The sequence below is a fragment of the Acidovorax sp. 100 genome (assembly GCF_003688355.1).
Taxonomy (GTDB): domain Bacteria; phylum Pseudomonadota; class Gammaproteobacteria; order Burkholderiales; family Burkholderiaceae_C; genus Acidovorax; species Acidovorax delafieldii.
The window spans coordinates 4362890-4387548 of the sequence record NZ_REFD01000001.1 but is presented as its reverse complement, the minus strand read 5'-3'; the positions used below and the strand labels follow the sequence as shown (position 1 = coordinate 4387548).

The 24659-nt window shown below is 63.3% G+C and carries 26 protein-coding genes; 13 read left to right on the top strand and 13 right to left on the bottom strand.

All coding sequences use genetic code 11. The features are described 5' to 3' along the window. Positions 1 to 51: 51 nt before the first annotated feature. From leuD to grpE, 8 genes are all read right to left on the bottom strand, one after another. A complete protein-coding gene (gene leuD / locus C8C96_RS20130; protein ID WP_056061459.1) occupies positions 52 to 702 on the bottom strand; it encodes a 3-isopropylmalate dehydratase small subunit in 651 nt (216 codons plus the stop codon). A gap of 11 nt (positions 703 to 713) precedes the next feature. Further along, positions 714 to 839: an entericidin A/B family lipoprotein gene (locus C8C96_RS20125; RefSeq protein ID WP_005795904.1), complete on the bottom strand. Its 126-nt coding sequence runs from the start codon at positions 837 to 839 to the stop codon at positions 714 to 716. A gap of 69 nt (positions 840 to 908) precedes the next feature. Next, positions 909 to 2330, bottom strand: coding sequence for a 3-isopropylmalate dehydratase large subunit (leuC, locus tag C8C96_RS20120; RefSeq protein WP_108499829.1), 1422 nt, complete (start codon positions 2328 to 2330; stop codon positions 909 to 911). A gap of 21 nt (positions 2331 to 2351) precedes the next feature. Continuing rightward, complete coding sequence (locus C8C96_RS20115; RefSeq protein ID WP_121943406.1) at positions 2352 to 3329, bottom strand: LysR family transcriptional regulator; 978 nt, start codon at positions 3327 to 3329, stop codon at positions 2352 to 2354. A 136-nt stretch (positions 3330 to 3465) separates the two neighbouring features. Next, positions 3466 to 4830: an MBL fold metallo-hydrolase gene (locus tag C8C96_RS20110; RefSeq protein WP_121943405.1), complete on the bottom strand. Its 1365-nt coding sequence runs from the start codon at positions 4828 to 4830 to the stop codon at positions 3466 to 3468. A gap of 154 nt (positions 4831 to 4984) precedes the next feature. After that, positions 4985 to 6130 (bottom strand): molecular chaperone DnaJ, encoded by a 1146-nt coding sequence (gene dnaJ / locus C8C96_RS20105; protein WP_056061470.1) that lies wholly within the window; start codon positions 6128 to 6130, stop codon positions 4985 to 4987. 84 nt (positions 6131 to 6214) lie between these two features. Further along, positions 6215 to 8164, bottom strand: a complete 1950-nt coding sequence (gene dnaK, locus C8C96_RS20100) for a molecular chaperone DnaK (RefSeq protein WP_056061472.1) — start codon at positions 8162 to 8164, stop codon at positions 6215 to 6217. A gap of 93 nt (positions 8165 to 8257) precedes the next feature. Continuing rightward, positions 8258 to 8809: a nucleotide exchange factor GrpE gene (grpE, locus tag C8C96_RS20095; protein WP_056747651.1), complete on the bottom strand. Its 552-nt coding sequence runs from the start codon at positions 8807 to 8809 to the stop codon at positions 8258 to 8260. Positions 8810 to 9117: 308 nt separating this feature from the next. Here grpE and rpsF point away from each other — a divergent pair, with 308 nt between their 5' ends. The 5 genes from rpsF to dnaB all read left to right on the top strand — a co-directional run bounded on the left by rpsF (position 9118) and on the right by dnaB (position 12148). Beyond that, positions 9118 to 9495, top strand: coding sequence for a 30S ribosomal protein S6 (gene rpsF, locus C8C96_RS20090; RefSeq protein ID WP_015013245.1), 378 nt, complete (start codon positions 9118 to 9120; stop codon positions 9493 to 9495). Between the two features lie 18 nt (positions 9496 to 9513). Then, positions 9514 to 9804, top strand: a complete 291-nt coding sequence (priB, locus tag C8C96_RS20085; protein WP_056061479.1) for a primosomal replication protein N — start codon at positions 9514 to 9516, stop codon at positions 9802 to 9804. A gap of 17 nt (positions 9805 to 9821) precedes the next feature. Beyond that, complete coding sequence (rpsR, locus tag C8C96_RS20080; RefSeq protein WP_005795932.1) at positions 9822 to 10103, top strand: 30S ribosomal protein S18; 282 nt, start codon at positions 9822 to 9824, stop codon at positions 10101 to 10103. A 12-nt stretch (positions 10104 to 10115) separates the two neighbouring features. Continuing rightward, the gene (gene rplI / locus C8C96_RS20075; protein WP_015013247.1) at positions 10116 to 10568 is read left to right on the top strand and encodes a 50S ribosomal protein L9; all 453 of its coding nucleotides are present in this window, start codon (positions 10116 to 10118) and stop codon (positions 10566 to 10568) included. Positions 10569 to 10735: 167 nt separating this feature from the next. After that, positions 10736 to 12148 carry a replicative DNA helicase gene (gene dnaB, locus C8C96_RS20070; RefSeq protein ID WP_121943404.1) on the top strand — a complete coding sequence of 471 codons (1413 nt, stop codon included), beginning with the start codon at positions 10736 to 10738 and terminating at the stop codon, positions 12146 to 12148. A gap of 129 nt (positions 12149 to 12277) precedes the next feature. Here dnaB and C8C96_RS20065 read toward each other — a convergent pair whose 3' ends face one another. The 4 genes from C8C96_RS20065 to C8C96_RS20050 all read right to left on the bottom strand — a co-directional run bounded on the left by C8C96_RS20065 (position 12278) and on the right by C8C96_RS20050 (position 15751). Continuing rightward, positions 12278 to 12664, bottom strand: coding sequence for a hypothetical protein (locus C8C96_RS20065; RefSeq protein ID WP_121943403.1), 387 nt, complete (start codon positions 12662 to 12664; stop codon positions 12278 to 12280). Position 12665: 1 nt separating this feature from the next. Continuing rightward, complete coding sequence (locus tag C8C96_RS20060; RefSeq protein ID WP_121943402.1) at positions 12666 to 14429, bottom strand: PhoH family protein; 1764 nt, start codon at positions 14427 to 14429, stop codon at positions 12666 to 12668. Between the two features lie 240 nt (positions 14430 to 14669). After that, complete coding sequence (locus C8C96_RS20055; RefSeq protein ID WP_015013251.1) at positions 14670 to 15155, bottom strand: peroxiredoxin; 486 nt, start codon at positions 15153 to 15155, stop codon at positions 14670 to 14672. 224 nt (positions 15156 to 15379) lie between these two features. Continuing rightward, on the bottom strand, positions 15380 to 15751 hold the full coding sequence (locus tag C8C96_RS20050) for an Mth938-like domain-containing protein (RefSeq protein ID WP_056061493.1): 372 nt from the start codon (positions 15749 to 15751) through the stop codon (positions 15380 to 15382). A 149-nt stretch (positions 15752 to 15900) separates the two neighbouring features. Between C8C96_RS20050 and C8C96_RS20045 the strand changes: the two genes are divergently transcribed. From C8C96_RS20045 to moaD, 8 genes are all read left to right on the top strand, one after another. After that, positions 15901 to 17148, top strand: a complete 1248-nt coding sequence (locus tag C8C96_RS20045; RefSeq protein WP_056061495.1) for a pyridoxal phosphate-dependent aminotransferase — start codon at positions 15901 to 15903, stop codon at positions 17146 to 17148. A 37-nt stretch (positions 17149 to 17185) separates the two neighbouring features. Continuing rightward, positions 17186 to 18217 (top strand): DUF1176 domain-containing protein, encoded by a 1032-nt coding sequence (locus tag C8C96_RS20040; protein WP_121943401.1) that lies wholly within the window; start codon positions 17186 to 17188, stop codon positions 18215 to 18217. 72 nt (positions 18218 to 18289) lie between these two features. Further along, entirely contained in the window at positions 18290 to 19624 is a 1335-nt protein-coding gene (locus C8C96_RS20035; protein WP_121943400.1) for a homoserine dehydrogenase, read from the top strand. Between the two features lie 35 nt (positions 19625 to 19659). Beyond that, positions 19660 to 19974 (top strand): hypothetical protein, encoded by a 315-nt coding sequence (locus C8C96_RS20030; RefSeq protein ID WP_056061506.1) that lies wholly within the window; start codon positions 19660 to 19662, stop codon positions 19972 to 19974. A gap of 39 nt (positions 19975 to 20013) precedes the next feature. After that, positions 20014 to 21459 (top strand): threonine synthase, encoded by a 1446-nt coding sequence (gene thrC, locus C8C96_RS20025; RefSeq protein ID WP_121943399.1) that lies wholly within the window; start codon positions 20014 to 20016, stop codon positions 21457 to 21459. A 144-nt stretch (positions 21460 to 21603) separates the two neighbouring features. After that, the gene (mobB, locus tag C8C96_RS20020) at positions 21604 to 22173 is read left to right on the top strand and encodes a molybdopterin-guanine dinucleotide biosynthesis protein B (RefSeq protein WP_116749341.1); all 570 of its coding nucleotides are present in this window, start codon (positions 21604 to 21606) and stop codon (positions 22171 to 22173) included. After that, positions 22158 to 23411 (top strand): gephyrin-like molybdotransferase Glp, encoded by a 1254-nt coding sequence (gene glp / locus C8C96_RS20015; protein ID WP_121943398.1) that lies wholly within the window; start codon positions 22158 to 22160, stop codon positions 23409 to 23411. Before mobB ends, glp begins: the two co-directional genes overlap by 16 nt. Next, positions 23408 to 23659, top strand: coding sequence for a molybdopterin converting factor subunit 1 (moaD, locus tag C8C96_RS20010; protein ID WP_056061518.1), 252 nt, complete (start codon positions 23408 to 23410; stop codon positions 23657 to 23659). Before glp ends, moaD begins: the two co-directional genes overlap by 4 nt. 33 nt (positions 23660 to 23692) lie before the next feature. Here the strand turns inward: moaD and dapA are convergent, their stop codons facing one another. Beyond that, complete coding sequence (dapA, locus tag C8C96_RS20005; RefSeq protein WP_121943397.1) at positions 23693 to 24571, bottom strand: 4-hydroxy-tetrahydrodipicolinate synthase; 879 nt, start codon at positions 24569 to 24571, stop codon at positions 23693 to 23695. Positions 24572 to 24659 lie beyond the last annotated feature (88 nt).

The following is a 24659-nucleotide window of genomic DNA, read 5'->3' as shown; positions in this document are numbered from 1 at the left end:
GCTAGCGCATATGGATGTATCGCTTGCGGCCGATTGGGCTGAATTTCTGAGTTACGACACCATGGTGTGTGCCAGCCAGGGCTTGGTGGCAAGACGTTGGGCTTCAAAGGCCTTGATCTTGTCCGACTGGCGCAGGGTCAGGCCGATGTCGTCAAAACCGTTGAGCAGGCAGTACTTGCGGAAGGCCTGCACGTCGAACGGGATCTCTTCGCCCTGGGGGCGCACGATGACCTGGCGCTCCAGGTCGATGGTGAGCTGGTAGCCGGGGAAGGCCAGCACTTCATCGAACAGCTGGGCCACCGTGGCCTCGGGCAGCACGATGGGCAGCAGGCCGTTCTTGAAGCAGTTGTTGAAGAAGATGTCGGCAAAGCTGGGCGCGATGATGGCGCGGAAGCCGAACTGATCCAAGGCCCACGGCGCGTGCTCGCGGCTGGAACCACACCCGAAATTCTTGCGTGCGATCAGGATGCTGGCGCCTTGGTAACGCGGCTGGTTCAGCACGAAGTCGGGATTGGGCTTGCGACTGGCGGGGTCCTGGCCGGGCTCGCCGTGGTCCAGGTAACGCCATTCGTCAAACAGGTTCACGCCAAAGCCGGTCTTCTTGATCGACTTGAGGAACTGCTTGGGGATGATGGCGTCGGTATCTACGTTCTCGCGATCCATGGGGGCCACAAGGCCCTTGAGCAAGGTGAATTTTTGCATGGCGGTATCAGTTACTTGGCGGCCCGCTCGATGGCGCTGCCGGCTTTGCCAATGTCCTGGCCCACACCCTTGACGGTGTTGCAGCCAGCCAGCACAAAGGCCAGGGACAGGGCGATGAGGGTGGCGGTCTTTTTCATGACAAGGCTCCTTCAGGCGGTTGGGGCAGTAGAGGGGACAACGGGCGGTTGATGGGATGAATGATCAGCTCAGGTGAACTGGCGGATGTCCACAAAGTGGCCGTGCACGGCAGCGGCTGCGGCCATGGCCGGGCTCACCAGGTGCGTGCGGCCGCCAGCACCCTGGCGGCCTTCAAAGTTGCGGTTGCTGGTGGAGGCGCAGCGCTCGCCAGGCTCCAGCCGGTCGGCGTTCATGGCCAGGCACATGCTGCAACCGGGCTCGCGCCACTCAAAGCCTGCGGCCACAAAAATCTTGTCCAGGCCCTCACGCTCGGCCTGCTCCTTGACCAGACCCGAGCCGGGCACCACCATGGCCAGCTTCACATTGCTGGCCACCTTGCGACCCAGGTTCTTCACCACAGCGGCGGCTTCGCGCATGTCTTCGATGCGGCTGTTGGTGCAGCTGCCGATGAACACCTTGTCGATCGTGATGTCATTGATCGGCTTGCCGGGCTGCAGGCCCATGTACGTCAGCGCGCGCTCGATGGCGCCACGCTTGTTGACGTCCTTTTCTTTGTCCGGGTCGGGCACGCGGGCGTCCACGCCCAGCACCATCTCGGGGCTGGTGCCCCAGGTGACCTGTGGCACGATGTCGGCCGCGTCAAGCTTGACCACGGTGTCGAACTTTGCGTCGGCGTCGGAGTGCAGCGTCCTCCAGTACGCAACGGCCTGGTCCCATTCCACGCCCGTGGGCGACAGGGGGCGGCCCTTGACGTATTCAATGGTTTTGTCGTCCACCGCCACTAGACCTGCGCGCGCGCCGCCTTCGATGGCCATGTTGCACACGGTCATGCGGCCTTCCATGCTCATCGCGCGGAAGACAGAACCTGCAAATTCAATGGTGTAGCCCGTGCCGCCAGCCGTGCCGATCTTGCCGATGATGGCCAGCACCACGTCTTTGGGGGTCACGCCTTTGGCCAGCGTGCCGTCCACCTGCACCAGCATGTTCTTGGCTTTTTTGGCCAGCAGGGTCTGCGTGGCCATCACGTGCTCGACCTCGGAGGTGCCGATGCCGTGGGCCAGGGCGCCAAACGCGCCGTGCGTGCTGGTGTGGCTGTCGCCGCAGACCACGGTCATGCCGGGCAGGGTGGCACCGTTTTCAGGGCCGATCACGTGCACGATGCCCTGGCGCTTGTGCATGAACGGGAAGAACGCGGCGGGTGTGATCTGCGCGATGTTGTCGTTCAGCGTGGTGATCTGTTCTTTGCTGATCGGATCGGTGATGCCGTCGTAGCCGTTTTCCCAGCCCGTGGTGGGCGTGTTGTGGTCGGCCGTGGCCACGATGGAACTCATGCGCCAGACCTTGCGGCCCGCCTCGCGCAGACCTTCGAATGCCTGAGGGCTGGTGACTTCATGCACCAGATGGCGGTCGATGTAGAGGATGGAGGTGCCGTCCTCTTCGGTGTGGACGACATGCTCGTCCCAGATCTTGTCGTACAGGGTGCGTCCCATGGCGTGGCTTTCTTTCTGCTTTCAGGTGGGTGATTGGATTTTAGTGTCGGGGGCCGGGTGCGCCGGGGCGGGTTCTGCCCGGGGTGAGAGGTGTTCCACCAGCAAACGCGCCGTGACGGGCAGGGCGTCAAAGTCGCGGGCTACCACCCGCAGTTCGCGGTGGGCCCAGGCATCGGTCAGCGGGATGGCTTGCAGGTTGCCCACGCCGCGCATCAGCGCAAATGCCCGGTCGGGCAGCAGGCCCACGCCCAGGCCGTTGTCGATCATGCGGCACATGGCGTCCAGCCCCGTTACCTGGATGCGCTGGCGCAGGGGGCGCCCGGCGGCGGCAGCGGCTGCGCGCATGGCCAGGCTGATGCTGCTGTTGGCGTGCAGGCCCACAATGTCCCAGTCCAGGACTTCTTCAAAATTGATAGCATCCAGCGCAGATAAATCATGCGCTCGGGGCACAACCAGCACCAAATTGTCGGCGCGGTAGGGGCGGCTCTGCAGCTCCAGGACGCCGCCGCCGTTCGCCATGCCGATGTTGCAGATGCCCAGGTCGGCGGCTCCTTCTTGCACCGCGTGCAGCACATCGCTGGAGAGGTGCTCCTGCAGGTCGATCTTGATCTGGCTGTGCTCGCGCGCAAAGGCGCCCAGGTCTTCGGGCAGAAACTGGAAGATGGCCGAGATGTTGGCGTGCATGCGGACATGGCCGCGAACGCCGTCGGCATATTCACTCAGTTCGCCCTGCATGCGCTCCAGGCCAAACAGCACGGTGCGCGCATGGTGCAGCAGGCTCTCGCCAGCGGGCGTGAGCGTCACACCCCGGCTGTGGCGGTAGAGCAGTGCGGTGTCTACCGCCGTTTCTAGGTCCGACAGGCGCTTGCTGACCGCCGATGCTGCAATGAATTCGCGCTCGGCGGCGCGGCCGATGCTGCCCAGCTCGCACACCGCCACAAACAATTGCAGCGAGGTGAGGTCAATACGGCGCGCAAAACTGCGCTCGGAGCTTTTCATGGGGTTTTGACTTCTCAAAAAGAGAAGGTTTCATATTTTCTCCCCATTGTTGATAGTTTGTCATCGCGATACGCGATGGCTGCGATGCCCTTCTGCGCGAGAGCGGCTCTCCTGGAGTGCAGAAAGAGACCGAGGCTCAGGCCGCGCAGGTGCTGCCGTGCTCTGGCACAGAGGCCCGCCAGCGCAGTTCGTGTTCAATGCGCTGGCGCAGCAGGTCGGCGGCGCCCATTTCGCCATGCACCACATACACCTGGTCGGGCGCGTGGCCCATGCTGCGCAGCCAGGCGATGAGCTGGTTGCCGTCGGCGTGGGCCGATGCGGAAGACAGCTTGACCACTTCGGCGCGCACGGCCACGTCCTGGCCGTGAATGCGGATGGTCTTTTCGCCCTCAGCCAGCCGCGCGCCGCGTGTGCCCGGCGCCTGGTGCCCGGTCAGAATGATCATGTTGCGGTGATCGCCAGCGTGCAGTGCCAGGTGGTGCAGCACGCGGCCCCCGGTAGCCATGCCACTGGCCGACAGGATGACCATGGGACCATGCAGTTTGGCCAGTCCTTTGGATTGCTCGGGTGTCTGGACCATGGTGGCGCCATGCTCTAGCGCCTGCACCTCGCGGCCGCTCAGGCGGTGTTCCTGCATGTGGTGCTGGAACAGTCCGGTGGTGCTCACGGCCATGGGGCTGTCGAGGAATACCTTGAGCGATGCTGGCACCACACCCTGCGCCTTCAACAACCCGATGGCGTGCAGCACGACCTGTGCACGGCCCACGGCGAAGACGGGCACCACGGCGATGCCCCCGCGTGCGGCCAGGCGCTGTAGGGCGGGGCCCAGTTCGTCGAGCAGACCTTCGGGCGGGTGCTCGCGGTCGCCATAGGTGGATTCGATGAGCACGGTGTCCGCCTGGGGCGGGGCGTCCGGTGGATTCATCAGCAAGTCGTCCGGCCGGCCCAGGTCGCCAGAGAACAGGATGCGCCTGCCGCCCACCTCCAGCAGCACGCTGGCCGCACCCAGGATGTGGCCTGCGGGCGAAAGGGTCACGCGCCAGCCGGGCAGGGGCTCGAACGCCTTGTGGAAGGCATGGATCTGGAATTGTTTGAGGCAGTGCAGCGCGTCGAGCCGGGTATACAGGGGCAGGGCGGGGCTGTGGCTGCTGAGCTGGTGGCGGTTGAGGAAGGCCGCGTCCTCCTCCTGCAGGTGCCCGCTGTCGGGCAGCAGGATGGTGCACAGGTCACGTGTGCCCGGGGTGCAGTGGATGGCGTGGGTGTAGCCGTCGCGCGCCAGCAGCGGCAGATAACCGCTGTGGTCCAGGTGGGCATGGGTCAGCACCACGGCGTCGATCTGGTGCGGCGTGACGGGCAGGGGCTGCCAATTGCGCAGGCGCAACTGCTTGTAGCCCTGGAACAGGCCGCAATCGACCAGCAGGCTCTTGCCGTTGTAACGCACCAGGTACTTGGAGCCGGTGACGGTGCCGGAGCCCCCCAGGAAGGTGATGTTGACGTTCATGTGTCCAGACTCCCGGGTGATCATCGATGATGACCATCCTACTGGTCGGATTGCGCCTGCGGACGTTGCCAGGGGGTTTCTTGCCTTGCATCAAGAAAAAACCGCCTGCGGCCTTGGGGCTGCAGGCGGTTTTTGGCGGGAAACCCGCGCGTGATCAGCTGAAGAAGTTCTTCAGCCGGTCCGTCCAGCTCTCGCCGCTGGGCGAATGGCGTGCGCCGCCCTTCTTGAGGGAGTCTTCCAGCTCGCGCAGCAGCTTGCGCTGGTGTTCGGTGAGCTTGACGGGTGTCTCGACAGCAATGTGGCAGTACAGGTCACCCGGGTAGCTGGCGCGCACACCCTTGATGCCCTTGCCGCGCAGGCGGAACTGCTTGCCGGCCTGGGTGCCTTCGGGGATGTCGATGGCCGCCTTGCCCTGCAGGGTGGGCACCTCGATCTCGCCACCCAGCGCCGCTGTGATGAAGCTCACCGGGACCTGGCAGTGCAGGTCGTCGCCGTCGCGCTCGAAGATGTCGTGTTTCTTCAGGCGGATCTCGATATACAGGTCGCCCGGCGGGCCGCCGTTGGTGCCCGGCTCGCCGTTGCCGGTGGAACGGATGCGCATGCCATCGTCGATGCCGGCAGGAATCTTCACTTCCAGCGTCTTCTGCTTCTTGAGCTTGCCCTGGCCATGGCAGGTGGTGCAAGGCTCAGGAATGATCTTGCCCGTGCCACGGCAGTGGGGGCAGGTCTGTTGCACGCTGAAGAAGCCCTGACGCATTTGCACGGTGCCCGCGCCTTGGCAGGTGCCGCAGGTCTTGGCGCTGGTGCCGGGTTTGGCGCCGCTGCCATGGCAGGTGTCGCAGGTGTCCCAGGATGGGATACGAATCTGCGCGTCTTTGCCGCGAGCTGCTTCTTCGAGCGTGATCTCCATGGCATAGCTGAGGTCACTGCCACGGTAGACCTGGCGTCCACCGGCGCCACGCCCGCGCCCGCCTTGTTGGCCGAACATGTCGCCAAAGATGTCGCCGAAGGCTTCCGCAAAACCGCCAAATCCTTCTGCTCCCGCGCCACCAGGGCCGCGCATGTTGGGGTCTACCCCCGCATGGCCATACTGGTCATAGGCCGCACGCTTTTGGGGGTCCGAGAGCATCTCGTAGGCCTCTTTGGCCTCCTTGAATTTTTCCTCGGCAGGCTTGGCTGCGTCCCCCTGATTGCGGTCAGGATGGTGCTTCATCGCCAGCTTGCGATAGGCCTTTTTGATTTCTTCGTCCGAGGCGTTCTTCGGAACACCCAGGATTTCGTAAAAGTCTCGTTTGGACATAGTGATTCAGAACCCGGTTGGAACAGGAACGCCGCGCAGCCCCTGACGAGCATTGCGCGGCGGCTCGGGTCAACGGGGGCTCGTTCAGCCCTTCTTGACTTCCTTCACCTCGGCATCAACGACGTTGTCGTCGTCTGCGGGCTTGTTGGCTGCACCGGCCGATGCGCCTGCGGCGTCTGCACCACCGGCCGCCTGGGCGGCTTGCGCTGCCTGCGATTCGGCGTACATCTTCTCGCCCAGCTTCTGGCTGGCGGCCATCAGCGCGGTCGTCTTTTCGTCAATCGCGGCCTTGTCTTCACCCTTGAGGGCTTCTTCGAGGGCCTTCACGGCTGCAGCGATCGCGTCCTTTTCACCTGCGTCGAGCTTGTCGCCGTGTTCGGCCAGGCTCTTATTGACGCTGTGCACAGCGGCTTCACCCTGGTTGCGGGCCTGCACCAGTTCCAGCTTCTTCTTGTCGTCCGCAGCGTTCAGCTCGGCGTCCTTCACCATCTTCTGGATTTCTTCTTCCGACAGGCCCGAGTTGGCCTTGATGGTGATCTTGTTTTCCTTGCCGGTGCCCTTGTCCTTGGCGCCCACGTGCAAAATGCCGTTGGCGTCGATGTCGAACGACACTTCGATCTGCGGAACACCACGGGCTGCGGGTGGAATGCCTTCGAGGTTGAACTCGCCCAGCAGCTTGTTGCCGGTGGCCATTTCGCGCTCGCCCTGATAGACCTTGATGGTCACGGCAGGCTGGTTGTCATCGGCCGTCGAGAAGGTCTGAGCGAATTTCGTCGGGATGGTCGTGTTCTTGGTGATCATCTTGGTCATCACACCGCCCAGGGTTTCGATACCCAGCGACAGGGGGGTCACGTCCAGCAGCAGCACGTCCTTGCGGTCGCCCGACAGCACTTGGCCCTGGATGGCGGCGCCCACGGCCACGGCTTCGTCAGGGTTCACATCCTTGCGGGGGTCCTTGCCGAAGAATTCCTTGACCTTCTCCTGCACCTTGGGCATGCGGGTCATGCCGCCGACCAGAATCACGTCATGGATGTCGGACACCGACACGCCAGCGTCCTTGATCGCCATGCGGCAAGGAGCGATGGTGCGCTCGATCAGCTCTTCCACCAGTTGTTCCAGCTTGGAGCGGGTCAGCTTGATGTTCAGGTGCTTGGGACCCGAGGCGTCGGCCGTGATGTAGGGCAGGTTGATGTCGGTTGCTGCCGAATTCGACAACTCGATCTTGGCCTTTTCGGCGGCTTCCTTCAGGCGTTGCAGGGCCAGGACGTCCTTGGACAGGTCCACGCCTTGTTCCTTCTTGAACTCGCCGATGATGAAGTCGATGATGCGTTGGTCGAAGTCCTCGCCGCCCAGGAAGGTGTCACCATTGGTCGACAGCACTTCGAACTGCTTTTCGCCATCCACGTCGGCGATTTCGATGATGGACACGTCGAACGTGCCGCCACCCAGGTCATACACGGCAATCTTACGGTCGCCCTTTTCCTGCTTGTCGAGGCCAAAGGCCAAGGCTGCAGCGGTGGGCTCGTTGATGATGCGCTTGACATCAAGGCCAGCGATGCGGCCAGCGTCCTTGGTGGCCTGGCGCTGGGCGTCGTTGAAGTACGCGGGCACGGTGATGACGGCTTCCGTCACGGGCTCGCCCAGGTAGTCTTCAGCCGTTTTCTTCATCTTGCGCAGGATGTCAGCAGACACCTGCTGGGCCGACAGCTTGTTGCCGCGCACTTCGATCCAGGCGTCGCCGTTGTCGGCAGCCACAATCTTGTAGGGCATCAGGTCGATGTCCTTTTGCACTTCCTTTTCGGTGAACTTGCGGCCGATCAGGCGTTTGACGGCATACAGGGTGTTCTTGGGGTTGGTCACGGCCTGGCGCTTGGCCGAGGCGCCGACGAGGATCTCGCCGTCTTCCTGGTAGGCCACGATGGAGGGCGTGGTGCGTGCACCTTCGCTGTTTTCAATCACGCGGGTCGTGTTGCCCTCCATGATGGAAACGCAGCTGTTGGTGGTGCCCAGGTCAATGCCGATGATTCTTCCCATGATTTTTCTCCGAATGCTTGAATGGTTTGGATGGCTAGTAACTTGTGGATAACTTGGTTTGCTTCAAGTCTTCCAGGTCGATTTTTTTGAGGCTTACTTGGGCGCAGTCACGGTGACCAAGGCCGGGCGCAACACGCGCTCCGCGATCACGTAGCCCTTTTGCAGCACAGCCACCACCGTATTGGCTTCTTGCTCCGCGGGCACCACGCTGATGGCCTGGTGCTGGTGGGGGTCGAACTTGGCGCCTGCGGCGGGGTTGATGGCCACCACCTTGTTGCGCTCCAGCGCAGACGTCAACTGGCGCAAGGTGGCGTCGGCGCCTTCGCGCAGCTGCTGGGGCGTGGCCTCCTTGATGGCCAGGGCCGCGTCCAGGCTGTCAGCCACGGGCAGCAGGCTCTCGGCAAAACTCTCGATGCCGAACTTGCGGGCCTTGGACACTTCCTCTTCAGCGCGGCGGCGGGCGTTCTCCGCCTCGGCCTTGGCGCGCAGGAACTGGTCCGCCAGATCGGCACTTTTGGCCTTCAGCTCGGCCAGCTCGCCCTGCAGGCGTGCCAGCTCATCGGAGGCGTGGGCGGCCATGGCGGCTTCGACTTCTTCGGGGGCGGGGGCGCTTGGGGAGGGGTTGGTTTGGCTGTGGTCTGACATGTCAGGATTTGAAGAGGTAAAAAAGCAGTACGCGCGGCATCTGGGGGCTTGCCGGGAAATATCAAGGTCTGCGCCAGGGATTTGTCGTTATGACGGCCCTGGGTTGGCGCAAGTGGTTGTAAGGCATGTCGGCCCAACCGCCGTTTTTGCAAGGGCCGCACCTTCCATGGCTGGACAAATGGGGTGTGGACGATGCTGTAGCGGGTGTGCTGAGTGTACAAGCGCAAGCGGTCGGGTTATAATCGCAGGCTTTCCCTTGCCACACCACTTCTAGACGCGGTGGGTGGTCTCACCCAAAAGGAGTCTGCATGCGTCATTACGAAATCATTTTGTTGATCCATCCGGATCAAAGCGAACAAGTTCCAGCCATGCTGGAGCGCTACAAGGGCATGATCACCGCTGGCGGTGGCAAGGTGCACCGCGTGGAAGACTGGGGCCGTCGTCAACTGGCGTACCTGATCAACAAGCTGGCCAAGGCCCACTACCTGTGCGTGAACATCGAAGCCGACCAGGCTGTGATGGCTGAACTGGAGCACGCCTTCAAGTTCAACGACGCCGTGCTGCGCCACCTGACCGTGCAAAAGAAGAAGGCTGAAACCGGTCCTTCCTCCATGATGAAGACCGTCGAGCGCGAAGAAGCCCGCAAGGCCAGCCAAGCTGAATATGCAGCGGCCGGCGAGCGCTGATCCTCTTCTCTCTTTGGAGTGGAGAACCGCGTCGTCTTGACCGCCTGTATCGCAGAGGCTGAGCCCCTGCGATACACGCCCGCCGGACTGCCTGCCCTCACGCTGCGCCTCGAACACGAGTCCCAGCAAACCGAAGCAGGCCATCCCCGCGAAGTCAAGGCCGCCATGAAAGCCACCGCCTTTGGAGCGATGGCTGAGCGACTGGCAAGGCAGAACATCGGAAGTCTCTGGACTTTTCATGGATTTCTGGCCACACCGCGCAATGGCAAGACTGCAGTGCTGCACATCCAGGATATTCAACAAAATTAATTTTCAAGGGGTCCGCAATGGCCACGTTCAAGAAGTTCAACAAAGACAAGCGCCCAAAGCGCAACACCCAGTCCCTGCTGTTCAAGCGCAAGCGCTTTTGCCGCTTCACGGTGACCGGTGTTGAAGAAATCGACTACAAGGATGTCGATACGCTGCGCGATTTCATCGCCGAAAACGGCAAGATCATCCCCGCACGTCTGACCGGCACGCGCGCCATCTTCCAGCGTCAGCTGAACACTGCCATCAAGCGCGCACGCTTCCTGGCCCTGGTGCCTTACAGCGACCAGCACAAGATCTAAGGAGCACAACCCATGCAAATCATCCTGCTCGACAAGGTTGTGAACCTCGGCAACCTCGGTGAAATCGTCAAGGTCAAAGACGGCTACGCCCGTAACTTTCTGATTCCCGCTGGCCGCGCTCGCCGCGCCACGGAAGCCGCCAAGGCAGAGTTCGAAGCCAAGCGCGCTGAACTCGAAAAGGCCGCTGCTGCCAAGCTGGCAGAAGCCCAAGCCCAAGGCGAAAAGCTGGCTGGCACCACCGTCAAGCTGACGCAAAAGGCTGGCGTGGACGGTCGTCTGTTTGGTTCCGTGACCAACCATGACATCGCCGAAGAGCTGAACAAGCAAGGCTACAAGGTTGCCAAGTCGCAAATCCGCCTGCCCAACGGCCCGATCAAGGTCGTGAGCGACAGCGCTGTGAGCGTGGCTCTGCACACCGACGTGGTCGTGGAAGTCAACGTGTCGGTCTACGGCGAAACCGCCTGATCGTCCGTCAGGACCTCTCAAAAAAGCCGCCCTTGGGCGGCTTTTGTCTTTGTGTGACCGTAGTTTGTACACGGTTGCCCACGGGTTACCCCCGCCTTATCCACAGACTTGTGCCATGACGACACGCCGCGTGGGCGATAGCATGCCGGGTTAGCTCCAAGGATTCCATGTCTGCCGTTTTCCCACCCCTTGATGATGGATTCACGCCCGTGCCGGACCGTGAAATTGCCCAGTTGCGTGTGCCACCGCACTCCATCGAGGCGGAGTCCAGTGTGCTGGGTGGTCTGCTGCTGGACAACAACGCCTGGGACCGAGTGGGCGACCTGCTGGTAGAAAGCCATTTCTATCGCCACGAGCACCAGATGATCTACGCGGCCATTGGCGCGCTGATCAATGCCAGCAAGCCAGCCGACGTGATCACGGTGTTCGAGCACCTCCAGAACCAGGGCAAGGCGCAGGAGATGGGCGGGCTGGCCTATCTGAACAATCTGGCGCAATACGTACCCAGTGCCAGCAATATTCGGCGCTATGCCGAAATCGTTCGCGAACGTGCCATCCTGCGCAAGCTGGTCACGGCCAGCGACGAAATTTCGACCAACGCGTTCAACCCCCAGGGCAAAACGGTGGAACGCATCCTGGACGAGGCCGAGGCCAAGATCTTTGCCATTGGCGAAGAGGGTTCGCGCACCAAGCAGGGCTTCCAGTCGCTCGACACGCTGGTGATTGACCTGCTCGACCGCGTGCAGGAGATGGCGGACAACCCTGTGGACGTCACGGGCGTCCCCACCGGCTTTGCCGACCTGGACCGCATGACCAGTGGCTTGCAGGCGGGCGACATGGTGGTGCTGGCAGCCCGCCCGTCCATGGGCAAAACCTCGTTCGCGGTGAACATTGCTGAGCACGTGGCGCTCAACGAGGGCTTGCCGGTCGCCATCTTCTCGATGGAAATGGGCGCCGCTCAATTGGCGGTGCGTATCGTGGGCTCGATCGGCCGGGTGAACCAGGGCAACCTGCGCACCGGCAAGCTCACCGACGATGAATGGCCACGCCTGACCGAAGCCATCGAAAAGCTGCGCACGGTGTCGCTGCACATCGACGAAACCCCGGGCCTCACGCCCAGCGAGCTGCGTGCCAACGCGCGCCGTCTGGCGCGCCAGTGCGGCAAGCTGGGTCTGATCGTGGTGGACTACTTGCAGCTTATGAGCGGCTCGGGTTCGTCGGGATCGGACAACCGGGCGACGGAGCTGGGCGAAATTTCCCGGGGCCTCAAAATGCTGGCCAAGGAGCTGCAGTGCCCGGTGATCGCTCTGTCTCAGCTCAACCGCTCGGTGGAGCAGCGTACCGACAAGCGCCCCATGATGTCCGACCTGCGCGAATCGGGCGCCATCGAGCAGGACGCGGACATCATCATGTTCATCTACCGCGACGACTACTACAACAAGGACTCCAAGGAGCCCAACGTGGCCGAGGTCATCATCGGCAAACAGCGGAACGGCCCCACCGGAACGGTGAAGCTGTTCTTCCAGAAGAACCAGACGCGCTTTGAGAACCTGGCGATGGGTTCCGGCGACGATTTCTAATAAAAATAGCTGCTGGCGCCTGTTTTATATGCGCTGGCAGCTATTGAATTTATAGCGAACAAGTTCTGGCGCCATGCCGTACAGTGCCCGTGGTTCCAGGCTCCCAGCGTCTGCGTTATCGCTATTGCTCTATTGAGTTAGTACCCACACCAGCAAACCTGTGCATGCCACTGCCAGCATGCTCACCGCCACGGTGAGCCATTGCTGGCGTCGGCGCAGCACTTCCACTGCCTGCACCACCTGGGCATGCTGTTCGGCCAGGGACTGGATCAGCATGGCAGACTCTTGCTGCTCCCGCTCCAATTGCGCCACGCGGTCACGCAGATGCTGAAGCTGCAAGGCCACCGGAATGGCGGGCTCGCCAACGGCGCCATCGAGTGCAGCCGTCGCCGCTTCGGCCTTCCCTTTTTGGGTGGTGCCCAGCAGCTTCTTGGCCGCCTGCAGGATCTGGGGCGTCGCCTCGATGACGTCGCCCCAGGGCACCAGCTTCAGTGCTGCAACCCAGCCTGCCGCCAACTCAGAGCACCTCGCTGGCGAAGTCCGCCAGGCGTGAGCGTTCGCCCCGCGCCAGGGTGATGTGCCCGCTGTGTGGCCAGCCCTTGAAGCGGTCCACCGCATACGTCAGGCCGGAGGAGCCTTCGGTCAGGTACGGTGTATCGATCTGCGCCAGGTTGCCCATGCAGATGATCTTGGTGCCGGGGCCTGCGCGGGTGATCAGCGTCTTCATCTGCTTGGGCGTCAGGTTCTGCGCTTCGTCGATGATCACGTACTTGTTCAGGAAGGTGCGCCCGCGCATGAAGTTCATGCTCTTGATCTTGATGCGGCTGCGGATCAGCTCATTGGTGGCCGCGCGGCCCCACTCGCCTGCGTTGCCGCCATCGCCCTTGGCCAAAAACTCCAGGTTGTCATCCAGTGCGCCCATCCAGGGGCCCATCTTCTCTTCTTCCGTGCCGGGCAGGAAGCCGATGTCCTCGCCCACGCTCACGGTGGCGCGGGTCATGATGATCTCGGTGTAGCGGCGGTCGTCCAACACCTGAGTGAGGCCCGCAGCCAGGGCCAGCAGGGTCTTGCCGGTGCCGGCCGTGCCGGTCAGTGTCACGAAGTCGATCTCGGGGTCCATGAGCAGATTCATGGCGTAGTTCTGCTCGCGGTTGCGCGTGGTCACGCCCCACACAGCATTCTTGGTGGAGCCATAGTCCTTGAGCGTCTGCAGCACCGCAGTCTTTTCACGGATCTCGCTCACGCGCGCAAACAGGCTGGGCTCGCCGGGGGCCTCGAAGTACACAAACTGGTTGATCATCAGCTGCGGCACGATGGGCCCGCCGATGCGGTAGTAGGTGTGGGCGCCGCTCTGCCAGCTTTCTACGTTCTTGCCGCTCTTGGCCCAGAAGTCGGGGGGCAGGGCCAGCACACCGGCGTACAGCAGGTCGCCGTCTTCCAGCGTCTTGTCGTTCTGGTAGTCCTCGGCGTTCAGGCCCAGGGCGCGCGCCTTGACGCGCATGTTGATGTCCTTGGATACCAGCACCACCTCGCGCGGGGAGTGCAGCTTGCGCAGGGCTTCGACCACGCCCAGGATCTGGTTGTCGGCCTTGCCCGGTGGCAAGCTGGTGGGCAGGCTGTAATCCAGCGGTACGGTCTGGAAGAACAGGTGGCCGCCTGCGGCGCGCTGGCCGGTGGAGTCGAGCTTGAGGCCCTTGGCCATGTCGGCGCCCTGGGCGGCCGCCAGCGCGTCCAGGGTGCGGCTGGCTTGGCGGCCGTTGCGCGCGACTTCGGTCATGCCCTTCTTGTGGCCGTCCAATTCTTCCAGCACGATCATCGGCAGGAAGATGTCGTGCTCTTCAAAGCGGAACAGGCTGGTCGGGTCATGCAGGAGCACATTGGTGTCCAGCACGAAGAGCTTGGTCGGGCCGTGCGATGCGGACTTGCGGCTGCGTGTGGTAGTTGCGGGGGCAGGCGCGGGGCCGGCGGTGACGGCAGCAGGAGTGGCGGTGCCGCGCGCCTTGCGCGTGCCAGTGCTGCGAGCCACGGGAGCGGCAGAGGGGGCGGCTGTCCGGGTTCGTGTCTCGATCTGTAGCAGTGGAGCGGTGTCAGGCGCTGCCAGCGACGAGGCCACACTGTCGTCTGCCTTGCGTCCCGCGCGGGCTGGGGCTGCGGCGGCGCGCTGAGGCATGGCAACGGCTTCGTTGGCCGAGGTGGTGGCTACGCGGGGGCGGGCCGTGACTTCAAAGGCTTCTGGCGCGAGGAGTGCAGCGCGCCGGCTGGGGGCGGGGGGCAGGGGCATGGTGGCAGGGCCTCGGTCGGTAAGGGGATAACGGATGGGGTCAGAAAGCAAAAAGCCGCCTGGAGGCCAAGGCGGCTTTTTGGATGGGTGCTAACGGTGCAAGAACCAGGGGCATTGATCCATTATGCCCACTCCATGTGTCTTGCCAGGGCAAAACGGGCGGTGTGTCGCGTGGATGCTCCAGTGCCCTTTGGTGGATTGCAACGGTCGCCGCAGCGCTGATGCGATCAGGTGGTCCGCTCAGGCGGCCTTTTTCAGGGCTTTGAGGGATTTGACGGTCTTGAGGACTTCGTCCACGTGGCCTGGTACCTTGAGGCCACGCCACTCTTGCACCAGCAGGCCATCGGGGCCGATCAGGAAGGTGCTGCGCTCGATGCCCTTGACCTTCTTGCCGTACATGATCTTGTTCTTGACCACGCCGAACATGTGGCACATCTTTTCTTCGGTGTCGGCAATCAGCTCGAACGGCAGTTCCAGCTTTTCCTTGAAGTCGTCGTGCGACTTCATGTTGTCGCGGGAGACACCGAACACGGCTGCGCCAGCTTTCACGAAATCCTTGTACTTGTCGCGAAACTGCATGGCCTCCGTGGTGCAGCCCGGCGTGTTGTCCTTGGGATAGAAGTAGAGAACCAGAATTTGGCCAAGGTGGGAGGTGTTGGAGACCTTGATACCACCGGTTGCGTTGGCTTCAAATTCAGGGAGGGGTTTGTTGACAACGATCGCCATATCACTTCAATCTCTCAGGATGTAGTCGTTGGTAAGCCGGGGGAGTGGGTGTGTTATTGCTCTTGGTGGTGCCCCCGACCGCAACCGGTGATTTTACCCTGAAATCGGTTCCCGGCCAAATGTAAGACAGTGTGTCCTGGGTGGGGTGGTGGGCACTTTGGCACGGCCGTGCCAAAGTGGCATTCCCGGTGCGCCCGACTTTGAGGCAGGCCGTGAGCGCGCGTTCAGACTTCCAGAATCAGGGCTGCGACCACGTTGCGTCCTTCGCTCGCCAGGATGTTGTAGGTGCGGCATGCTGCCTGGGTGTCCATGGTCTCCAGCCCGAGTCGCCGCGCTATCAGGGGAGCCAGCCATGCGGGCGGGGGAAAACGATTGCGCAGCCCGCTGCCAAAAATGACAAGTTCGGTTTCCAGCCCGGCCAACTGGGCGAAATGCTCCGGGGTCAGATCCTCAAAGCGGGAGCAGGGCCAGGGCTGGCGCAGGCCTGCCGACCCGATGATGACGCTGTGGGTGATCTTGTCGGCGTCGATGCCGATCCAGCCGGGGCCGTAGCCGCTGATGGTCTGAGCGTTGGAGCGGTCGGGCTGGAATTTCATGGCAGGAAGTGGTGGGCCTCAGGTGCTGCGGGGTGTGGCAGCGGCGCCCGGCGCCAGGGGATGGCAACGGTTCTGTGGTCAAATTATAGGTTTCGCCTGAGGGCGCCGGCTCCGGCGGCCTCCTGACCCCACCGCACTACTGTCAGCGCATGAAAACCGTCCAAAAATCCGCCAAGCTCGCCAATGTTTGCTACGACATCCGGGGCCCGATCATGGACGCGGCCAAGCAGATGGAGGAGGATGGGCACAAGATCATCAAGCTCAACATCGGCAATCTGGCGGTGTTTGGCTTTGATGCCCCCGAAGAAATCCAGCAGGACATGATCCGCAACCTGCCCAACTCGGCGGGCTATTCGGACAGCAAAGGCATCTTCGCCGCCCGCAAGGCCGTGATGCATGAGACCCAGAAGCAGGGCATCAAGGGCGTGGCGCTGGACGACATCTACCTGGGCAACGGCGCCAGCGAACTGATCGTGATGGCAACGAACGCGTTGCTGGACACGGGCGATGAGTTGCTGCTGCCATCGCCGGATTACCCCCTGTGGACCGCTGCGGCCAGCCTGTCGGGCGGCACGCCGGTGCACTACCTGTGCGATGAGGCCAATGGCTGGATGCCCGACCTGGAGGACATCCGCGCCAAGATCACGCCGCGTACCAAAGGCATCGTGGTCATCAATCCCAACAACCCCACGGGTGCGCTGTACTCAGTCGAGTTGCTCAAGGGCATCGTGGCCATCGCCCGCGAACACGGCCTGGTGATCTTTGCGGACGAGGTGTACGACAAGGTGTTGTACGACGGCGCCAAGCACACGGCCATCGGCTCGCTGAGCGAGGATGTGCTTACGCTCACCTTCAACTCGCTGTCCAAAAGCTACCGGTCTTGCGGTTACCGTGCTGGCTGGCTGGTGGTCTCGGGCGACAAGAAGCCCGCCAAGGACTACATCGAGGGCCTGAACATGCTCTCGAACATGCGACTTTGTGCCAACGTTCCTGGCCAGTGGGCCGTGCAGACGGCGCTGGGTGGTTACCAGAGCATCAACGAACTGGTCTGTGAGGGCGGCCGCCTGCGCAAGCAGCGTGATCTGGCCTATGAACTGATCACGGCCATCCCGGGCGTGACCTGTGTGAAACCTCAGGCCGCGCTGTACATGTTCCCGCGCCTCGACCCGGCGGTGTATCCCATCGAGGACGACCAGCAGTTCTTCCTGGAGTTGCTGCAGGAGACGAAGGTCATGCTGGTGCAGGGCACGGGTTTCAACTGGCCTGCTCCGGACCATTTCCGCATCGTGTTCCTGCCCCATGAAGACGACCTGCGCGATGCCATTGGCCGCGTGGCGCGTTTCCTGGAGCAATACCGAAAGCGCAAGCAGACCGCTGCGGCAGCCGTCGCGGCCTGATCCGTCGCGTTGCCCAGAAGACAAGGCGATACGCTCCATGCAAAGACCCTCCGTTCTTGACCTGGCCCGGCATGTCGCCGCCTGTGGGCTGGTGGCGGCGGGCTTGCACGGCGCTGCTGTGCAGGCTGCCGACAAGGGCAAAGAGCCCGTGAGCTTCCAGCACAAGGACTGGGCCTTGCAATGCGACAACACCCGCACTTGCAGGGCCGTGGGCTACCAGTCGGAGAGTGGCGAGTCGGAGCCGGTCTCCATGCGCCTGACCCGCGAGGCGGGACCTGACACGCCGGTGCTGGTGGACCTGCAGGTGTCCACCGAGAAGGCCTCTCCAGCGTCGCTGCACCTCAAGGTGGGCGCACTGTCGTTGCCGGGGCTCAAGGGCGACACACCCAGCGTGCCCGCAGCGCAGGTGCCCCGCCTGCTGCAGGAGCTGCTCAAGAACGAAGAGGCCACGGTGGCCGCTGGCAAGGATCGTTGGGTGCTGTCACTGGCGGGTGTCACCGCGGTTCTGCTCAAGATGGACGAGGCCCAGGGCCGGGTGGGCACACCGGGCGCCTTGGTGCGCAAGGGCACGAAGCCAGAGGCTTCCGTGCTGCCGTCTTTGCCTGCTCCGGTCATCAAGGCTGTGACCCCGATGCCTGCGCGCAAGGGGGATGCGGCCCTGGCCAAGCCGCTGGTGGCTGCGCTGGACCGCGCCAGTACCGAAGGGCAGTGCAATGGCGACGATGTGTTCAACCCCGCCAATGTGCAGGTCTACCGGCTCACGGAGCGCAAGGTGCTGCTGTCCGTGCCCTGTGGCATGGGCGCTTACAACTTCAGCAGCTTGCTGTGGGTGGCGAGTGACCGCCCGCCCTACAAGCCAGAGCCCTTGCAAGACGTGGACGGCGATTTCGATCCGGCCTCGGGCATGGTGCATTCGGCGATGAAGGGCCGCGGCATTGGCGACTGCTGGTGGGTGCGCGAGTGGCAGTTCGACGGCCAGGGTTTTGTGCTGCGCGGCGAGTCTGGCGACGGCATGTGTCGTGGCTTTGCGGGCGGCGCCTGGCAGTTGCCCGCCTATGTCACGCGTTGACGGATCTGCTGCTCGACACCGCGCCCTCTACATCCCTCCCGAATCATTGTTTTTCTTTCCCTTCCCATTGCTATGAAACCCATCCAAGTAGGCCTTCTGGGCATCGGCACCGTCGGCAGCGGCGTGTTCAACGTGTTGCAGCGCAACCAGGACGAGATCAGCCGCCGTGCTGGCCGTGGCATCGAGATCACCATGGTGGCGGACCTGGATGTAGCGCGCGCCAAGGCTGTGGTGGGTGACGGCATCCAGGTCGTCAACGACGCCCGCGCCATCATCGCCAACCCCGACATCGACATCGTCATCGAGTTGATCGGCGGCTATGGCATTGCACGCGCACTGGTGCTCGAAGCCATCGCGGCGGGCAAGCATGTGGTCACCGCCAACAAGGCGTTGCTGGCCGTGCATGGCACCGAGATTTTTGCGGCCGCATCGGCCAAGGGTGTAATGGTGGCCTTCGAGGCCGCCGTGGCCGGCGGCATCCCCATCATCAAGGCGCTGCGGGAAGGTCTCACGGCCAACCGCATCCAGTGGCTTGCCGGCATCATCAACGGCACCACCAACTTCATCCTGAGCGAGATGCGTAGCAAGGGCCTCGATTTCGACGTGGTGCTGAAAGAAGCGCAACGCCTGGGCTACGCCGAGGCCGACCCTACCTTCGACATCGAAGGCGTGGACGCCGCCCACAAAGTCACGCTGATGAGCGCCATTGCCTTCGGCATTCCGGTGCAGTTCGACAAGGCCTATGTGGAAGGCATTACCAAGCTGGGCGCGGCTGACATCAAGTACGCGGAGCAACTGGGCTACCGCATCAAGCTGCTGGGCATCACCAAGCGCGCCGAAAAGGGCATTGAGCTGCGCGTGCACCCGAGCCTCGTGCCGTCCAAACGCCTGATCGCCAATGTCGAAGGCGCAATGAACGCCGTGGTGGTTCAGGGCGATGCCGTGGGCACAACGCTGTACTACGGCAAGGGCGCGGGCAGCGAGCCCACCGCCAGCGCCGTGATCGCCGACCTGGTGGACATTGCCCGCCTGCACACGGCCGACCCTGAACACCGCGTGCCGCACCTGGCCTTCCAGGCCAACACGCTGCAGGGCGCCATGGACCAACTGCCCGTGCTGCCGATGAGCGAAGTGGTCACCAGCTACTACCTGCGCTTGCGCGTCGCCGACCAGGCTGGCGTGCTGGCCAAGGTCACCGGCCTGCTGGCCGAGGCAGGCGTGAGTATCGACGCCGTGCTGCAGCGCGAGGCTGACGAAGTGGGCGGCGAGGGATCGACGCAGACCGACCTGATCATCCTGACCCACGACACCCGCGAAGGCACGATGGATGCCGTCATTGCACAAATGCAGGCGCTGCCGACCGTGCTGGCACCCATCACGCGTATTCGCAAGGAAGAACTCAACTGATGATGGGCCACGCCACACCATGATGCTGCCTCGCCATGCCCACTCTGGTTGCCGCCCTCACGCTGTCGGCGCTGCTCAAGATGGCGCATGTCGATCTGCCGCGCTGGCATCTGGCGTTCTGGTTCGGCCTGCTGGTCGCATTGGCCCTGTTCGGGGCCATGTCGCGCACGCAGGCCCTGCTCAACGGGGTGGGCAGCTTTCTGGCCGCGTGGCTGTACTTTGTTCTGCTGGAGCGCACCGACAACCGCCAGGACCGGGCACTGCACTGGCTCATCCTGATCGGCGGGTTCTTCCTGCTGATCGCCTCGCGTCTCTACATTGACATCCGTGTGTACGGCATCAGCTTTTAGCCAGTTCACCACCTTCACCGATACCGACGGGAATCCTTCATGAAGTACCTCAGCACCCGCGGCCATGCAGACCGCAAACAGTTCTGCGACATCCTGCTCGAAGGCCTGGCGCCCGATGGTGGCCTGTACCTGCCCGAGCATTACCCGCAGGTGGATGACGCCATGCTCACGGGCTTGCGCAAGGCCTACCACGAGCAAGGCTACGCCGAGCTGGCGTTTCAGATCCTGTCGCTCTACATCGACGACATTCCTGCCGCCGATTTGAAGGCCATCTGTGCCAAGACGTACACCGCCGAAGTGTTTGGCACGGGCGAGATCGTGCCCCTGCGCCACCTCGAAAACAGTCTGTGGCTCGAAGCCCTGTCCAACGGTCCTACGCTGGCCTTCAAGGACATGGCCATGCAGCTGCTGGGCAACCTGTTCGAGTACGAGCTCAAGCGCCGTGGCGAGCAGCTCAACATCCTGGGCGCGACCAGTGGCGACACCGGCAGCGCCGCCGAATACGCGATGCGCGGCAAAGAGGGCGTGCGTGTCTTCATGACCAGCCCGCACGGCCGCATGAGCGCCTTCCAGCAGGCGCAGATGTTCAGCCTGCAGGACGAGAACATCCACAACATCGCCATCGAAGGTGTGTTCGACGACTGCCAGGACATCGTCAAGGCCGTCTCCAATGACCACGCCTTCAAGCACAAGTACAAGATCGGCACCGTCAACTCCATCAACTGGGCGCGCCTGCTGGCACAGGTGGTGTACTACTTTGCGGGCTACATCCAGGCCACCGAGACCAACAACCAGAAGGTGAGTTTCACGGTGCCATCGGGCAACTTTGGCAACGTGTGTGCGGGCCATGTGGCGCGCATGATGGGCCTGCCCATTGCCAAGCTGGTGGTGGCCACCAATGAAAACGACGTGCTCGACGAGTTTTTCCGCACCGGCGTGTACCGTGTGCGCAGCAGTGCCGACACGCACGAGACGTCCAGCCCTTCGATGGATATCAGCAAGGCCAGCAACTTCGAGCGTTTCATTTTCGACCTGCTGGGCCGCAACGGCCAACGTACCAAGGCCTTGTTCGGCGCTGCATTGCAAACCTACGGCCGCTTTGACTTGAGCGCAGAGCCGCTGTTTGCCGATGCCGCCACCAAATACGGTTTTGAAAGTGGCAAGAGCACCCATGCCGACCGCCTGGCCACCATCCGCGACAACTATCAGCGCCATGGCGTGACCATTGACACCCACACCGCCGACGGGGTGAAGGTGGCCCTGGAGCATCACCAAGACCCCAACGTACCGATGATCGTGCTGGAAACGGCGCTGCCCATCAAGTTTGCCGAAACCATTGTCGAAGCGCTGGGCCATGCGCCCGAGCGGCCTGCCAAGTTTGCAGGCATCGAAGACCTGCCCAAGCGTGTACAGGTGATGCCCGCCGACGTGGACTTGGTCAAGGCCTACATCGAACGCCATTGCTCCCCTGCAGCGTTGGGGTGAACGGTCGGTACCTGCCTGTCCGCGTGAGCGGCCGGCAGATGCCGGGCGGGCCAGGACAGGCTCTTTTGTGGTCAATATTGCCCCGGGCGCTAGTCTGGTATGCACTTAAAGCTATAAATAACATAGCTAATCAAGGAGCAGTGGATGAAGGTTGTCGGTTTTGCCGGGTTTTCCGGCAGTGGCAAGACCACGCTGGTCGAGCAGTTGATCCCCGCGCTGCGGCTGCGGGGCCTGCGAGTGTCGGTGGTCAAGCATGCCCATCACAGTTTTGATGTGGACCACCCGGGCAAGGACACCTACCGCCACCGCGAGGCGGGGGCTTTCGAGGTGGTCGCGGCATCGGACAAGCGCCTGATGCTGGTGCGCGAGTTCGAGCAGCCCGCCACCCTCAGCGTGCACCACCTGTTGGCGGAGCTGTACCAGGGCGTGGACTGGGTGCTGGTGGAGGGTTTCAAGGACAGCGACCTGCTCAAGATCGAAGTCTGGCGAGCCCCCGAGCCAGGGCAAGTGGCCAAGCCCGTGCGTTACCCCGAAGACGACTTTGTGGTGGCTGTGGCCACTGATGCCCCCGAGAGCCTGCCGGTCTCCACGCAATTGCCCTTGCTGGACCTGAACGCGCCCGATCAGGTGGTGGACTGGCTCATCCAGTACGAACACCGCTTTGAGTACAACTGGGAACTGTATGGAGGGCCGCTGCCATGCGCCCCGCAATGAAGCCCCTCAAGCCGCTGGACGAAGCGCTGTCGGACCTGCTGGCGCACGCCCGGCCGCTGCCAGGCACCGACACTGTCACCACCTTTGACGCCGACGGCCGCGTGCTGGCGCAAAGCTGTGTGTCGGCTTTGCAAGTGCCTCCCCAGGACAACAGTTCGATGGATGGTTACGCCGTGCGCTGCTCTGATGTGGCGGCGGCAGGGGTGGTGTTGCCGGTGTCCCAGCGCATTCCTGCGGGCAGCGCGGGCGACCCACTGCAGCCCGGCACGGCAGCGCGCATCTTCACCGGTGCGCCAGTGCCTGCAGGTGCCGATGCCATCCTGATGCAGGAAGACTGTGAAGCCCTTGCGGCGGCCGATGGCCTGGGCTCGGTGCGTATCAACGCCGTTCCCCACGCCGGGCAGTGGATCCGCAGCGCGGGCGAAGACATCACCCGGGGTGCGGTGGTGCTGTCGGCTGGCACGCGTCTCACTCCGGCCGAACTGGGCCTGGCCGCCAGCATCGGTCAGCACCAGCTGCAGGTCGCGCGCCGCCCGCGCGTGGCGCTGTTTTCCACGGGCGATGAACTGGTCATGCCCGGCGAAGTCCCGCCCGAGCAGATGCGCCCCGGTGCCATCTACAACAGCAACCGCTTTTTCCTGCGTGCGATGCTGCTACGCCTGGGCTGCGAGGTGACCGATTTGGGCATCGTGCCCGACCGGCGCGAGGCCACCATCGACGCCCTGCGCCAGGCCAGCAGCGCGCACGACCTGATCCTGACCAGCGGGGGCGTGAGTGTGGGTGAGGAAGACCACATCAAGCCTGCTGTGGAGACTCTGGGCACGCTGGACCTGTGGCAGATCGCGATGAAGCCCGGCAAGCCGTTTGCCTATGGCCAGATCCCGCGTGAAGGCGGTGCTGCCCACTTCATGGGCCTGCCCGGCAACCCGGTGTCTAGCTTTCTGACCTTTGCATTGCTGGTGCGGCCCTTTGTACTGCGGCTGCAGGGCGTGCAGGACGTGACTCCGCAGGCCGTGGCGGTGCGTGCCGATTTCACCTGGCCCAAAGCCGATAAACGCCGCGAATTTCTGCGCGTGCGGCACAACGCGGCGGGCGGACTGGACCTGTTCAACAACCAGAGTTCGGGCGTGCTCACTTCGGCCGCCTGGGGTGATGGCGTGGTGGACAACCCGGCGGGCCAGACGATTGCGCCAGGCGATATGGTGCGGTTTATCGCGTTTTCGGAGTTGCTGGGATGAAGGTCTCTGTGCGTTACTTCGCCTCGATCCGTGAGGCCATTGGGCACGGCAGCGAGGCGGTCGAAACCGCTGCCACCACGCTGGGTGCCTTGCGCGACGAGCTCATCGCACGCGGTGGTGCCCACGCCAGCAGCCTGGCGCGGGGCCGGGCCGTGCGCATGGCACTCAACCAGACCTTGAGCGACGAGTCCGCCACCCTGGCCGATGGGGCTGAGGTAGCTTTCTTCCCCCCGGTGACGGGCGGCTAGCCAGGGCGCTCCCGCGCGCGCCAGCACGTCACCTCAAAGCGCCTTCAAACGATCTTGCAGCGCCTTTGAGGCTGGCATCATCGGCGCGCGCAGTTCACTGTGCATCCACCCTGCATGCGCCAGCATGGCCTTGAGCGGGGCAGGGTTGGGCTCTGCAAAACACGCTTCCACCCAGGGTTGCAAAGCCTGCCACAAATGGCGGGCTGCGGGCAGGTCACCCTGACGCAGCAATGCCATCAACTCCACAAAAAGCGGCGTCTGCCAGTGTGCACAGGCAGAGATGGCGCCTGCGCCGCCGAGGGCCAGCGTATGGAAGATCTGCGCGTCTTCGCCCGTCAGCACCTGCAGCCGGCCATCGGCGATCAGGGCCTGCGTCTTGGCCGTGTTGCCGCCACAGTCCTTGATGGCCTCTATGCGCGGATGCGCCGCCAGCGCCAGCAGCGTTTCGGTGGTGAGCGTGGCGCCTGTGCGGTATGGGATGTCGTAGATCAGCAGGGGCACCTCGCTGGCGTCGGCCAGAGTGCGGAACCAGTGCAGCAGGCCCTCCTGCGAGGGGCGGATGTAGTGCGGGGCGGACACCAGCAGACCTGCAACCGGGTAGTGTGCAAGGGTCCGCACCTGTTCCAGCACCTGGCCCTGGTGGTAGCCCGATACGCCCATCGCCACGGGCAAACCCTGGGCGGCGCTGAGCACGGTCTCCAGTACCTGCAGTTGCTCGGCCTTGTCGAGGGCTGCGGCCTCACCGGTCGAGCCGCAGGCAACGAAGCCCGCAACGCCGTCGGCACGCAGCCGGGTGGTGAGGGCGGCAAGGGCCGGGTGGTCCACGGCGCCGTCCTTGAACGGTGTGACCAAGGCGATCCAGAGCCCGCTGAACAGCGGCTGGTGGGAGGTAGCGGTATCGGTGGCAGACATGCGAAGCATCCTTTCAGGGTTCGACCAGGGGAAGAACCGTCCGGAGGGGGCGCGCGCGGAATGCCGGAGAGTGAAAAAAGAAAAGGAA